This is a genomic window from Mesorhizobium sp. M0898, assembly GCF_040319695.1.
GTDB lineage: Bacteria > Pseudomonadota > Alphaproteobacteria > Rhizobiales > Rhizobiaceae > Mesorhizobium.
The window spans coordinates 85,945-98,592 of the sequence record NZ_JAMYOE010000025.1 but is presented as its reverse complement, the minus strand read 5'-3'; the positions used below and the strand labels follow the sequence as shown (position 1 = coordinate 98,592).

11 protein-coding genes and 4 pseudogenes are annotated in these 12,648 nt (G+C 60.6%); 3 read left to right on the top strand and 12 right to left on the bottom strand.

What is annotated here, in order from left to right; all coding sequences use genetic code 11:
* The first annotated feature begins 157 nt into the window (after window positions 1–157).
* The 3 genes and pseudogenes from NKH90_RS23060 to NKH90_RS23050 all read left to right on the top strand — a co-directional run bounded on the left by NKH90_RS23060 (window position 158) and on the right by NKH90_RS23050 (window position 2,719).
* Window positions 158–2,227 (top strand): recombinase family protein, encoded by a 2,070-nt coding sequence (locus NKH90_RS23060; protein ID WP_352821080.1) that lies wholly within the window; start codon window positions 158–160, stop codon window positions 2,225–2,227.
* Between the two features lie 28 nt (window positions 2,228–2,255).
* Window positions 2,256–2,483 (top strand): annotated as a pseudogene (locus NKH90_RS23055) (transposase domain-containing protein); the annotation flags it as partial.
* Between the two features lie 2 nt (window positions 2,484–2,485).
* Entirely contained in the window at window positions 2,486–2,719 is a 234-nt protein-coding gene (locus NKH90_RS23050) for a hypothetical protein (RefSeq protein ID WP_023731894.1), read from the top strand.
* 200 nt (window positions 2,720–2,919) lie between these two features.
* On the opposite strand, the pseudogene NKH90_RS23045 reads toward NKH90_RS23050, so the two are convergent.
* From NKH90_RS23045 to nifN, 12 genes and pseudogenes are all read right to left on the bottom strand, one after another.
* Window positions 2,920–3,935 (bottom strand): annotated as a pseudogene (locus NKH90_RS23045) (1-aminocyclopropane-1-carboxylate deaminase).
* A 339-nt stretch (window positions 3,936–4,274) separates the two neighbouring features.
* Window positions 4,275–4,598: an exopolysaccharide production repressor protein gene (locus tag NKH90_RS23040; protein ID WP_352821077.1), complete on the bottom strand. Its 324-nt coding sequence runs from the start codon at window positions 4,596–4,598 to the stop codon at window positions 4,275–4,277.
* 29 nt (window positions 4,599–4,627) lie between these two features.
* The gene (gene fdxB, locus NKH90_RS23035) at window positions 4,628–4,945 is read right to left on the bottom strand and encodes a ferredoxin III, nif-specific (RefSeq protein WP_023679742.1); all 318 of its coding nucleotides are present in this window, start codon (window positions 4,943–4,945) and stop codon (window positions 4,628–4,630) included.
* Window positions 4,942–5,145: a CCE_0567 family metalloprotein gene (locus NKH90_RS23030; RefSeq protein WP_352566076.1), complete on the bottom strand. Its 204-nt coding sequence runs from the start codon at window positions 5,143–5,145 to the stop codon at window positions 4,942–4,944. The genes fdxB and NKH90_RS23030 overlap by 4 nt, the downstream gene beginning before the upstream one ends.
* Before the next feature lie 25 nt (window positions 5,146–5,170).
* Window positions 5,171–5,640 (bottom strand): annotated as a pseudogene (locus tag NKH90_RS23025) (DUF269 domain-containing protein).
* Between the two features lie 372 nt (window positions 5,641–6,012).
* Window positions 6,013–7,142 (bottom strand): annotated as a pseudogene (locus NKH90_RS23020) (TlpA disulfide reductase family protein); the annotation flags it as partial.
* 135 nt (window positions 7,143–7,277) lie between these two features.
* On the bottom strand, window positions 7,278–7,727 hold the full coding sequence (locus NKH90_RS23015; RefSeq protein ID WP_352821075.1) for a hypothetical protein: 450 nt from the start codon (window positions 7,725–7,727) through the stop codon (window positions 7,278–7,280).
* Window positions 7,728–8,497: 770 nt separating this feature from the next.
* Window positions 8,498–9,385 (bottom strand): universal stress protein, encoded by an 888-nt coding sequence (locus tag NKH90_RS23010; protein ID WP_352821074.1) that lies wholly within the window; start codon window positions 9,383–9,385, stop codon window positions 8,498–8,500.
* Window positions 9,386–9,490: 105 nt separating this feature from the next.
* On the bottom strand, window positions 9,491–10,276 hold the full coding sequence (locus NKH90_RS23005) for a response regulator transcription factor (RefSeq protein WP_352821071.1): 786 nt from the start codon (window positions 10,274–10,276) through the stop codon (window positions 9,491–9,493).
* A gap of 27 nt (window positions 10,277–10,303) precedes the next feature.
* A complete protein-coding gene (locus tag NKH90_RS23000) occupies window positions 10,304–10,783 on the bottom strand; it encodes a NifX-associated nitrogen fixation protein (RefSeq protein ID WP_352821069.1) in 480 nt (159 codons plus the stop codon).
* 17 nt (window positions 10,784–10,800) lie between these two features.
* Entirely contained in the window at window positions 10,801–11,298 is a 498-nt protein-coding gene (gene nifX, locus NKH90_RS22995; protein ID WP_352821067.1) for a nitrogen fixation protein NifX, read from the bottom strand.
* Entirely contained in the window at window positions 11,264–12,646 is a 1,383-nt protein-coding gene (gene nifN / locus NKH90_RS22990; protein ID WP_352821065.1) for a nitrogenase iron-molybdenum cofactor biosynthesis protein NifN, read from the bottom strand. The genes nifX and nifN overlap by 35 nt, the downstream gene beginning before the upstream one ends.
* Window positions 12,647–12,648: the final 2 nt, after the last annotated feature.

Genomic DNA, 12,648 nt, shown 5'->3' with positions numbered 1-12,648 from the left:
CCGACACGATCTCTCGTGGTCGTTCGCCAACTCAGCTTGCCGCTCGACTCGCAGAAGCTGAACGGGCTGAGTTCAGCGCAACGGACCATAGTGATCGTCCGGCTCGCCAACGTATTGATGGCCGCCGCCGGCGTGGCAACGGAGGAGGAGAGCTGCGATGACGAGCGGTAATCTGATTCCGACTGCCGTCCTCAAGCGCAAGGCTGTCGTCTATGTGCGTCAGTCCACTCAGGCGCAGGTCCAGCTCAACCTTGAGAGCCAACGTCGGCAATATGAGCTTGTCGACGTCGCGCGGCGCTGGGGATTCCGCAAAGTAGAGGTGATCGACGAGGATCTGGGACGAACCGCAAGCGGGGCTGTGGAGCGTCCCGGTTTCGAGCGCCTGGTCGACGATCTGTGCACCGGCCATGTGGGCGCCGTGCTTTGCCTGGAGGCGTCCCGCCTGTCGCGCAACGGGCCGGACTGGCATAGGCTGCTCGAGTTGTGCGGCGAAGTTGATGCACGCGTGATCGATCTGGACGGAGTCTACGATCCGGGATTGCCGAACGACCGCCTGCTGCTCGGTATGAAGGGCAGCATCAGCGAGTTCGAGCTCGGCGTGCTGCGTGCCCGCATGTACGAGGCCGCCCGCGCCAAGGCACAGCGCGGGGAACTGCGCATCTCCGTGCCTTTCGGCTATGTCTGGCACCGCGATTACGGTCTCGGGTTCGATCCCGACATGCGCCTGCAGGAGACCATTCGCCTGATATTCACGCGCTTCCGCGAACTCGGCAGTGCGCGCCAGGTCCTGATCTCGATGATCGACGATGACGTGCATTTCCCCAGACCCTCCGATGGCAAGAAGATGGTCTCCTTCGACTGGGTTCCGATCCGCTACCGCAACGTGATCTCGATCCTGAAGAACCCATTCTACGCCGGCGCCTATGTCTATGGTAAGAGCGAGAAGCGCACTGAGATCGTCGATGGCCGCGTTCGCAAGAGCTATGGCCATTACAAGCCGGCTAGCGAGTGGGCGGTGGTGCTCAAGGACCATCACGAAGGCTACATCGGATGGAGCGAGTACGAACGGAACCAGGAACTGCTCGCGGCCAACGCTTATGGCAAAGCCGGCGGCGTCAAGTCGGGCCGCGGCGGTCGCGCGATGCTCCCGGGTCTCATCTCCTGTGATCGATGCGGGCGAAGACTGGTTGTCATGTATGCCGGACGCGGCCAAGGTTATCCGGTATATCGCTGCGAGCGCGGCAACCTCATGATGGCCCAGGCGCGATGCATATCGTTCAACGGCTTTCGCACCGACGCGGCGGTGACCCGCGAAGCGCTGGAGGCGGTTGCGCCGATGGCGATCGAAGCGGCGTTGGAGGCTGAACGCATGCAGCTGGAGAGCGAAGCCAAGCGGCGGCAGATGATCGAGATGGACCTGCAGCAGGCGCGCTATGAGGCATCGCTCGCCGAGCGCCGCTATGCCGCTTGCGACCCGGAGAACCGGCTTATTGCGGCCCAGCTCGAGAGGAGTTGGGAAGCCACGCTCAGGCGCGTGGAGACCTGCGAGGCCCGGCTGAGCGAAGTCCAGCGTGTGGAGCCCGTCGACGCGGTTCCGGACTTCACCGGCCTCGCCCAGAATCTCGAGGCCACCTGGAATGCGCCGGGTGTCGACATGCGCTGTCGTCAGCAACTGCTGCGCGCGCTCATCAAGGACATCGTGGCGGATGTCGATGACGATGCGCGCGACGTGATCTTGACCATCCACTGGCATGGAGGCCAGCACTCGCAGGTACGGGTTCGCAAGCCCAAATCCGGAGAGCATGGCCAGCGTACGCCTGAGGAGGCTCTGGCGATCATGCGATCCATGGCAACCCGGTGGTCGGATGCCGAAATCGCTGCCACACTCAACCGCATGGGCATGCAGACCGGTCAGGGAAAGACCTGGACCGCGCGTCGCGTCCAATCGCTGCGCACGGTGCACAAGATCAGCGGCTATCGCTCTTCCGACAAGAATGGCGAGTGGCTCACCATGTCGGATGCGGCCGCGAAGCTCGGCGTGTCGCACGTCAAAATCCGCCGGTTCATCAGGGATGGCCTCTTGCCCGCCGAGCAGGTCATGCGCGGCGCGCCCTACCAGATCCGCGCCAGCGACCTCGAAGACGAACGGATCAAGGCCGATTTGGCGCGCAATACTCCGCATCGCATCCACGACGACAACCAGGAATCGCTGTTTTCCGCCATTTGAAAAGGAGGTGCATAATGAATCGGTCTTCGCTCTCGGAAGAAAGTCCTGGCTGTTCTGCGGTTCCGATCGCGGCGGACAGCGCGCGGCCGTTCTCTACAGCCTGATCGTCAGCGCCAAGATGAACGATGTCGACCCGCAGGCCTGGCTCGCCGACGTCCTCGCCCGACTGCCCGCCTATCCGGCCCATCGGATCGATGATTTGCTGCCGTGGAATTGGAGATCCGCAAAATTGCGGACCCAACCAGCGGCGGCCTGATCATGCAGCGCAATAAGGTGCATCACGTCTACACCGTCGATCGTGTCGCCAGGGACCTCGGCGTCAGCGAAGCGCTCATCCAGGACCTGACCCTCGGTCTCGAGCCCGAGGACGGCGTCATCTGGGTCTACGGCGCCAACGATGACGACGGGATCTTGGCCTTCACCGATGAAGGGATCGAGGAGGTCAAACTCCTCCTCGAAGAATATCATCGCGTCTCCCCAAAGAAAGCTTGACCCCAGCACTCCGGTGCTCAGGTTCTCCTGGCCGCCGGATGCGCACGTCTGCGGTTTTCACCGGATGCGTACAATGAACCCGGCCACCTTCGCGTTGGGCGCAGTTAACAGCCGGTCCCCGGTTTGCCGGGCAGGCCCCCGAACGAACTTGGAGCGCATCGCTGGCACGGCACGGGAGGGCAATCGCAATCTGTCGAGCGTCAGCCATTGCGAAAGGTGTAGCCATACCCGTTGATGGCCGGCGCGCCGCCGAGATGCGCGTAAAGCACCCTCGATCCCTCTGGAAAGAAGCCTTTCTGGACGAGGTCGATCATCCCTTGCATGGATTTGCCCTCGTAGACGGGATCGGTAATTATACCCTCGAGCCGCGCACACAGGCGGATGGCCTGGTTCGTTGCCTCGGACGGAAGGCCGTAACCGGGAGCCGCGAACCCCTCGAGCAGCACCACGTCATCGTCCACGATTTCCATGCCAAGCTTGACGAGCTTCGCAGTATACCGGGCAATGTTTAGCACCTGCGCCTTGGTTTGGGCGGGGGTGGCGGAGGCATCGATACCGAGCACGTTGCGCTGTCGACCGTCCTTGGCGAACCCGACGAGCATGCCGGCATGCGTCGAGCCCGTGACAGTGCAAACGACGATGTAGTCGAAGCCAAACTCAAGCTGTTTCTCTTGGGCGCGCACCTCCTCCGCGAACCCGACGTACCCAAGCCCGCCATATTTGTGAACTGAGGCCCCGGCCGGTATCGCGTAGGGCCTGCCGCCCCTTGACTTGACTTCATCGAGCGCCTGTTCCCAACTGCGGCGGATGCCGATTTCGAAGCCCTTGTCGACAAGGCGCACTTCTGCTCCCATGATCCGGCTCAAGAGAATGTTGCCAAACCCGGTCATAGATGGCGTCCTCATGTAGTACCCAGCTCTCCTGAACCAGGAGACATTTCATGCCGATCTTGGCGGCGACCGCAGCGACCATGCGCGTATGGTTGGATTGCACACCCCCGATGGTGACGAGCGTATCAGCGTTTGACGCGATCGCGTCGGGGATGATGTATTCGAGCTTGCGGAGCTTGTTTCCGCCGAACGCGAGACCGGAGTTGCAGTCCTCGCGTTTGGCGTAGATTTCCACCTTGCCCCCCAGATGCTTGGAGAGGCGGTCGAGCTTTCTCGATGGGCGTGGGTCCAAATGTGAGCGGATAGCGTTCGAACTTTTCCAGCATTTTCTCTCCGGAAACACGCGATGGAGCTGAATTAGCCATTCACAATTCATTCGAGAGGCGTCTTTGATTTGACGTCATCTGCATTATCCGGCGCCAGAAGAGTCCCATTACCTATTTCCAGCGCCTCGTTCGTCATTGAGAGTTGTAACTGCACGCCGGCGTGCGAGAGATTACCCCAATGCGTACGGCATTCAAGAACTGCATCTCCTGGATTATCTAGAATGACCGGATTGCTGTCACCATGGACCTCTCAAGCGCAGTATTCCTTCTAATATCTGCTCAATGTTGATGGTTGGTCCAAAGTGGCGCTATCTTGGGCACTGACCTTGTCACGGCGCCTCAAGGCAGCAGCAGCGATATGGCCAGCATTTGATCGCGCTGGAGCAAATCTGCGGATTCATTCGTCACCTCATCAAGGTCTGGCGGCTCGCATCCAACTTCCTTGCAACTGCCGAAATGCTCAGCCCTTTGGCCAGCTCGGCTAACGTAGCCAGACCGCCAGATCAGAAAGAGCACGCTTGCGAAATACGCCAGCTGAAGGAGCAGCGAACAAGCCAACGTGGTGACGACTACTGTGCCGATGGAATGAGAAGCGAAGTAGACAGTCAGTGCGGTGCTGCACAGCACCAGCCCCAGGACGCGACAAAAGATTCTAAAGAGCAACGCCGTTCTCCTGGTCTTGTCTCCTCAGATCATGCTGCGACCTGGTCGGCCGCAACATGGGTCTGGCAGTTCTTCGGGCAGACGCGGCCGCAGGCTCCGCAGCCAATGCAGCGGCCGGCATGGTCGACGACCATGATCATGCGATTGAGCTCGCCGTCGAAATCGTCGTCTTCACCGTCGCAGGCGCCGAGGATTTCACCCGCGTCATCGACACCGTAAAGATGCATGACCTCGCGAGAGCAGACTTTGAAACAGCGGCCGCAGCCGATGCAGGTCGTGCCGTCTATAGCGGTGAGATATTCCGGCACCCATCCGGAGCCGTCGCGGGTGATAAATGTGCTCGTCATCGTAACTTCTTCATTGCAGCGAGCGCTCTCTTGGCACCATCCAACTCGGCAAAAACCGCCGACGTTTCTTGGGCTACTTCCTCTATCTCCGTCCATTTTCCCGGGAGATTCTCTGCAAGGTCGCGCAATTTCATCTTGGCAACTGCCGCGCGCAGCTGAAGCTTTCGGACTTTCTTCCCCATTTCATCTAGCTTTGACATAAATCCTTCCTCGAAATCGGTTTCTTCACGCCCGTGCCACGTCGGGATAGGCTTCGATGGCTGCAGTCGCATCGTCGGCCAGTTTCGTACCGGCCTCCGCGAGCTTCCTGAACGTGTCGAAGCCGAACCGGTGGATGTCTCGACAGAGCGACCAACCGCCCGGCCGTGAAAAGCAATCGTCCGAAGCCCCCATGGGTTTCATCTTCATCATTGGCGATGTCATCAGGCCGGAGCGCTCCTCGATCCTAAGCCCGACGGCCGTGTAGAAATATTGAGTCTCCACAGCACGTCCGGATCGGGATCGCCGATGATGGGGATCGCACGGCGCTGTTTTCTGGTGATGATGAAGTCGCCCAGCAGTTCGGCGTCCGATTTGCCTTCCCACGAGGCGTAGGAGTCTTGAGCACCGATCAGCCGCACGAGCCATCTGACAAACTGCGTGGCAAGGGGCGCCTCGTCCTCGTTGACAGCCGGGCTGACCGCGGCATCAGACATTTCGCCTTCTCCTCATTTCAGTCCTCTTCCTCGAAGCACGATGTCTGTTTTCTGGGACGCCTACTTCGGGCACACTTGCGCAGCCGACGCCCGGGTCGGCGCGGCTGATTCCACGCAATCGATGTCCCTCTGGCCGACCTTGAACACGTCCTCGACTGCGAAGTCTTCCACGCGAATTCGCGTCGAACATCACTTCCGCCGCAATGCGGCCGGAGGCCATGAAGATTCGAGCCTCGATCCTGCTGCAAACGATCGACCAAGTGCTGCATGGACCCTCCTTGCTGCGGTCACGCCAGGGAAATGGACGAATTGGCCAGTAAGCCATTTTGACCAATCACCCCTTTTTGTTTTTCTCCTCGGCCGACCGCGCTTTGGCACCTTCGGGAAATTGTTTTGCGGAGCCGCAAAGAGAGCGCCGCAACAAACCTTCCCACCCCTGTACTTGGCGAGGGCCTGCAGCAAATCCGGCAGATGCTGCTCTTTCAATTCGGCCGGGATAGGCTCCGGACCGTCCAGCGACGTCAGTGCCAGTTCGACCAACTCGATCGCGCGATCATTGTTGCCGTTCTCGTGATAGTACCGGGCGACCGCGGGATAGGACCGGAACTTAGGGCTGTCGCCTTGCGGGGGATTCAGGACCAGGATGTGTTCGGACAGCTCCTTGCCCATCGCGAAGCGCTCAGCAGGGGGAAGGCGCGAATGGTCATTGGCCGGATGGAAAAGTTGGTCTAGCGCCGAAACCATCCAGTCCTCGGAGTTTTTGTCGATCGCTTCGCGACCAATTGGCGCATCACGGGCAAGCCGGTCCACATGTCTTGAATTTTGTGAAGCAACAGATGCGCATGAGCCAAGCGGAAATTGATGTCGTCCGGCATCAAGGCGATGCCCTCTTCGATCGCCCAGAGCGCCGTCTTCCAATCTTCTAACTTCACCGCCCCCCAGAATCTGTCATCGATCGGCTTCTTCAACGCTTGTTCACGCGCCATGGACTCGCTTCTGGCGATCCGCTCCGTATCGGCGGCTTTCGCTTTATCGCTGGTGCGCCAGCTGCCGTTGAGCACTTTCGGCAAAATCTCATAGAGTTGGCTGGGATGACCGATAAAGGCGATGTGGCCGTCTCGGTCGACCACGAACGAAGTCGGAATCCCGGCGGAAAAGCTGGGTTTCATCCAAAGCTTGTTCATTTCACCTGTGTAGTCGAACGCGATCCGATAGTTCAGATGCGAGCACTTTTCGGTCAACCACGCGTCCAACTTGGTTCGAGCCTCAATGGCCGTTGGAGCGTCTTCATCAGCCGCGACGCCGACGACCTCAAGTCCGCCGTCCTTGTATTTTTCCTGGAGCCGCATCAGATCGAGCATCTCCGCCACACACAGTTCGCACCAAGTTGCCCAAAATTCGACGATATACACTTTGCCGGGTTGGAAGTTCGTCAGGGGCTCGCCACGCAGCCAGGTGTCCACTTTGATCGAAGGAGCCGGTGACTTCATCTGCAATACCATTTTGCTCTCCAAAGCTGTTGCCAAAGATTGCGTGACCTTATGCGCAAGCTTGTTCCCCCTTTGAGACGGGGAACGAGGGTTCAAGGAAGGGAGAGCATCGCTCGTCTTGCGCATCTGCGTGCAGTCAGCCTTCACTCAGTGTTGCTGAATCTCAATTCGCAAAGGCCGTGCCAATGCGCTCAGCGCGCAGTAAATGCTTGATTCCACTTTAAAAAACCTCCGGGTGCCCAAGATAGCCGGTTGTATTGGACGCGACATGTTTTCTGCCACTGTCAGGTCTTGGACACGCATCACGCGCTTCGCGTCGCCAGAGAAGCGTGGCCACGGACGACTCGACATATATTCGGGCTGAGGGACGAGCAGATGGACATCATGACTGCGTTGGCTACCGCCAGGCTCGTCATCATCGTCCGCCTCAAGCCTTGCTTGAGCTTCTTGCCGTTTTCGGTCGCTCAGGTGGTGGCGGAACGCCATTGCGATTGCAGGGGCCGCTCCGTCCGAGCATCGCCTCTGCCCTACCTCTTCCGCTTTGCGATTGAATTCCTGGCTGGTGACGCAGGAGTTTTTCACGACGAAGCCGGTCATGTCCGGCTGCGGGTCGCGAGTACCGTCATCGCCAGATTGACGATGATGATCGTGGCGAAGAGGGCTAGGATGAGTGCCGGCATGTGCCGGCCCGGTGAACTCTCCCGGATTCCTGCTTTTGTCGTTCTGTGTCCCTGTGCACAGGCCCTACAGGGACCGCCTGGTGCGAATGTGAGCGTTGTCGGGATTGACCGGCCAAAGACCACTCGGTCGCCACGCGGGTTGGGCCGAACCGACTGAAAACGCTGAAGATGCGGCCGTCCTCACCCCTAACCCGCCTGCCACGCAGACCATGGCAACGTGATTTATGCGATCGATTCCCACCGACCGCGGCAGGAGCCCAGCCGTTCCGACTCGAAGTTGGGGGCGTCGGCCACGGCACGGTCGTTGCGTTGTTAAGCTCCCGGCCAGTAATGAGGAGATCGTGGTAGCGCGCATACGATGCCGCTACGGGTCCGAACTCGCCCTGCCGCGCTGAACGACTCTCTTTGACCTGACGCCGACCTGCGCCGTGATCGTGGCTGCATTGAGGACTGCCCATACCTCTCCCCGGGCGTTGGTCTCAGCATCACGCACCAACTCGGGGGAGCAGAACCACCCCCGAGCGCGCGTTAGAGACCTCCGGGATGTCTCGGCGACGGCGCTTGCAGATCGGCTCGAGGAGCTTCGGGAACCTGCGCGTTTGCCGCGACCTTTCTGCGACTTGGCGTCAGGATCGATGACGCAGGGGAGTAGAGCTTCGAACGGCATTGATGCACCTTCGGAACCCGTCAGCGAGCCAAAAACAGCGGCAGTGGCGGCTTGCGAACTATCCATCTCGTCACGCCGCCGAAGAGCCGCTCGCGCAGCCGGCGGCTGCCGTAAGCGCCCATGACTATCATGTTGGCAGACGTGTCGATTGCGTGCTGCGCGAGCACCGTGGCCACCGGTTTGCCGGCACTTGGCAGCAGGTCAACCGACACCCGAGCACCGTGCCGAGTGAGATAGGCAGCGATGTCGGCTCCCGGCTCGGCGCCGCTTCCGGTGCAGGTCGCCTCAGGATCGACGAGGGCGACACGAACTTCCTCAGCAGTGGATAGCAGATCCAGCGCTTCCCGAACCGCACGGGACGCCTCGGCTCGCGAATCCCATCCGACCAGCACGCGCCGTGGCGACAGAGTCGCCTCAGCGCCCTTCGGCACGACAAGCACCGGCCTGCCCGTATCGAACAAGCTGCCGTTGATAACAAGCGGTCCGAGGTTAATGTCGTTGAGAAGTGCGGGTCCGACGATTGTCAGGTCGTTGCAGAGCGCCCGCTGTCGCACCGCGTCACCGACGCCAGCCTTGTCGCAGTGTTCGGTATCGACATCATAGCACCGCCACGTGGCTCTCAGCAGTTTGTGAATTTCCCTGGATGTTTTTTCCAGACTGGCCGTGTCCTGTGAAAATCTTTCGATCTGCCTAAACCGTTTGTCCAGTCTGGCGATGGCCTGTGCGCGTTGTCCAGGCCATTCGGGGATGGCATCGCCCAGCGGCGGAGGCGACATAACGAGCCGCGGAGGCGACATAATCAGTACGGACAAATATGCGCCGACCTCGGCGCACAAGCTCGCAGCTGTTCTGACGTCCTGGTCGGAGTGGTCAGCTCCCGCTACACTGAGCAGGCTTTTGAAGGCCATCTGACTGCTTCTTTCTAAGTATGTCGCGCCCGTAGCGCGTTTCGAAGCCGCAAGACCTGCCCGGACCACGACGACAGATGGGGCGTGGCACCACCCCTGCCCAATCTACTCGTCCGGCTTCTCGAGCGAGTAGCCGGCCGACCTGACGGTACGAATGACGCTGCCTGGCGAGGCCGCCTTCAGAGCCTTTCTAATCCGGCTGATATGGACGTCGACAGTGCGTGCACCGATATGGATATTGTCCGGCCAGGCCGCGCCTATCAGCTCGTCTCGGCTGAAGACCTTGCCGGGAGCCTCAAGCAACTGCCGCAGCAGGTTGAACTCGAGAGGTCCGAGATGGATGTCATGGCCATTACCGCGAACCCGGTGGGCATCGAGCTTCATCTCAAGGCTGCCGCAGCAGAGCCAGCTGCTGTTTTCGATGCCGTTTGAACCCGGTTTCGGCAGCGCCAGCTTCGTGCGTAGACAGTCAAGCAGCTTGGCTGGCGCGAAGGGCCGCACGAAGCTTTCATCAACGCCTGCCTTCAACAGATCGAGGTGCTGGTTCTCGGCGCCGGGCGCGATCAGGGCAATTACGGGCAGGCCGCCGGTCCGGGGCTCCCCCTTGAGCCGGGCGCAGATTGTGGAGCCTGTCGCGTTTGCCGCCCCGCAGTCCAGCACGACCGCCTGGAGCTCACGTTCGTCGGCCAATGCAAGTGCTTCCTTCACGCCGCCTGCCGGCTCACTCGTGAAGCCGTCCACCCCCAGAATGTGGCTGAGGAACAGATACAACTCCGTATCTTGCGAACAGATCAGGACCAGTGGCTTCATCAGCGCTACCCCAAGAACCAAATCGGCCTCGAACGCCTCGGTTGAGAGGGCTGGCCATCGCATGTCCTCAAAGCCTGACATGATCCCCTTGATCGAAAATCGGTTCCATCACGCCCGCGCCACCTCGGGATGAGCCTCAATGGCTGTGATCGCATCGCCGGCCAGTTGCGTGCCCGCCGCGGCGAGTTTCCAGAACGTCTCGAAGCCGAACCGGTGGACGTCGCGCAGGGTCTTGGACAGAACGACCAGTCGCCCGGCCGTGAAGAGCACGCGCCCGAAGCCCTCATGGCTCATCTCCATCATCGGCGATGCCATCAGGCCGGAGCGCTCCTCGATCGCAAGCCCGACGGCGGTGTAGAACTTATCGAGCCTCCACAGCACGTCCGGATCGGGATCGCCGATGATCGGAATTGCACGGCGCTGTTCCCTGGTGATGATGAAGTCTCCCAGTAGCTCGGCAACCGGTTTGCCTTCCCATGACCCGTGGGAATCATTAGCACGGATCAGCCGCACGAGGCATTTGACGAACGGGGTGGCAAGGGCCGCCTCGTCCTCGGTGACGGCAGGGCTAACAGCGGCTTCAAACATTTCGCCTTCTCCTCATTTCAGTCCTCGTCCTCGAAGGACAGTTTCTGTTCGGCGACACCTGCCTGCGCCAGCACCTTGCGCAGCCAAGGGGGAGGACACGTCCTGAGCATCATCTGCGTGCGCAACAGCACCTCTTGGATGGTTTGGGGGTGCGGCACTTTGATCGGATGAATTTTTGCCGAAACAAGTTTGGCTGCTGAAGGTCCGCCGATCGCCAGACAAAACAGGAGATGACAGCCCTTCAGCGCCTCGACCTTCGGGGTGATGCGGTCGCCGCCCTCAGTTCGATGCTTCCCGCTCTCGTCGGAAACGTCATCGAAGGCCACGGCTTCCACGAGATTCCACTCCTCGCGCGTCACGTCGTAGACAGCAAAGCGCCTGGCCGAACCGAAATGGGCATTGAGGTTCTTCATGTCGTGCGTGGCGATCGCCACGCGCAATGCGCCGGCTTGGCGTTCCGGCCTCGGTGCGTGAACCTCGTCAGTGACGAGCGAGAGGCGACGAACGGAGCTCATCTGGCATTTCTCGCTTGCGGAGTGGATCAAGCGCCTCAGGCGTCGGCGCGTGCCGGTTGGCTTCAAAAATGTTGGCAACCTCGAAGATCAGATCGCGGGTCCCCTGGTAGAGGATTGTGAGCTTGTGTTGGCTGCCGAGCCGGTCGAAGATCGGGAAGCCGACCCGCATGAGCGGAATGCCGAGGCGCTGCGCCGCCTGGCGGCCGTGGGAATGAGTGACGAGAAGATCAGCGCCGGCGCCAAGAGCTTCCAAATCGCGGAGATCGCCGATCTGAACCGACTGCGCCGGTACTTCCTCCAAAATTTTCGACATGTCGGTCGTGGTGACCGCCGCCGCGATTTCGGAGCCCATGCCGATGAAGAAGCTCGCGAATTGGTAGAGTTGGTCTGGTTCAGCAGCGATCGCAATTTTCTTGCCTCCAAAATGGAAATGTCCGTCGAGCAACGCGTCCTGCAACTGCGCCCGGCGACGGCGCACCCGAGCCGGCGCCGCCGCGCCCGAAACCGTGGACAGCAGCGAGACGAACCGATCGGCGTCCTCCAATCCAGTCAGCGACCGGAACAGCACGTAAGGCACGCCCGTCAACCTCTGCAGCAGCTCGGCCGGGCGGCGCATATGCTCACCGATGACGATGCATTGCTCCGCCGTGCCAAGCTCACGGATATCCTCGACACTGGTGCCGCCATAGGTGGTCGTGACCCAGCGGTCGGGCACCGTACCGTCGAGCGAGCCGGAGACGTCCGGCAGAATCACGGGCTTCAGTCCAAAGCTTTCAACCATCTCACGCAAATGCTGGATATCAGCCACAGTGAGGTTCCAGCCAGGCAGGATCACGATCTTCTTCGACTGCCGCGCCTGCTCGCCGGGCCGTGTAATCCTTTCGATCATCGCGGTGACAGCCTTGGCCCAGCCCTCTTCGATCGCGCCGTCGAAATCCGGTGTGTTGGCTAGCACCACCTTCGTACCCGCGAGTTCTTCCGTGCGCTTCAGCCTGATATTGGCGATATCTCCTGCGCAGTCTTCGCCCCGGGTTTCCACCAGCGCCGTCGTGCAGACCCCGATCAGCGTTGGCTTTGTGCGGGCCTTGAGGTTGAGGATCGCCTCTTCGAGATGGTCTGCCCCGCCGAGGATCGTCGCCACCTCGTCCATCGCCGTTGTCTGCAGGGGGATGGCTTCCTTGAAATGCCGCACGAAGAGCACGAGCGCGAAGCTGGTGCACCCCTGGCTGCCGTGGAACAACGGCATCGCGCCGTCGACGCCAAGAAAGGCCAAGGCGGCACCCAGCGGCTGCGATGACTTCAGCGGATTGACCGCCGCCGCTTTGGTCTGGGGAAGGATGCGGACCATCG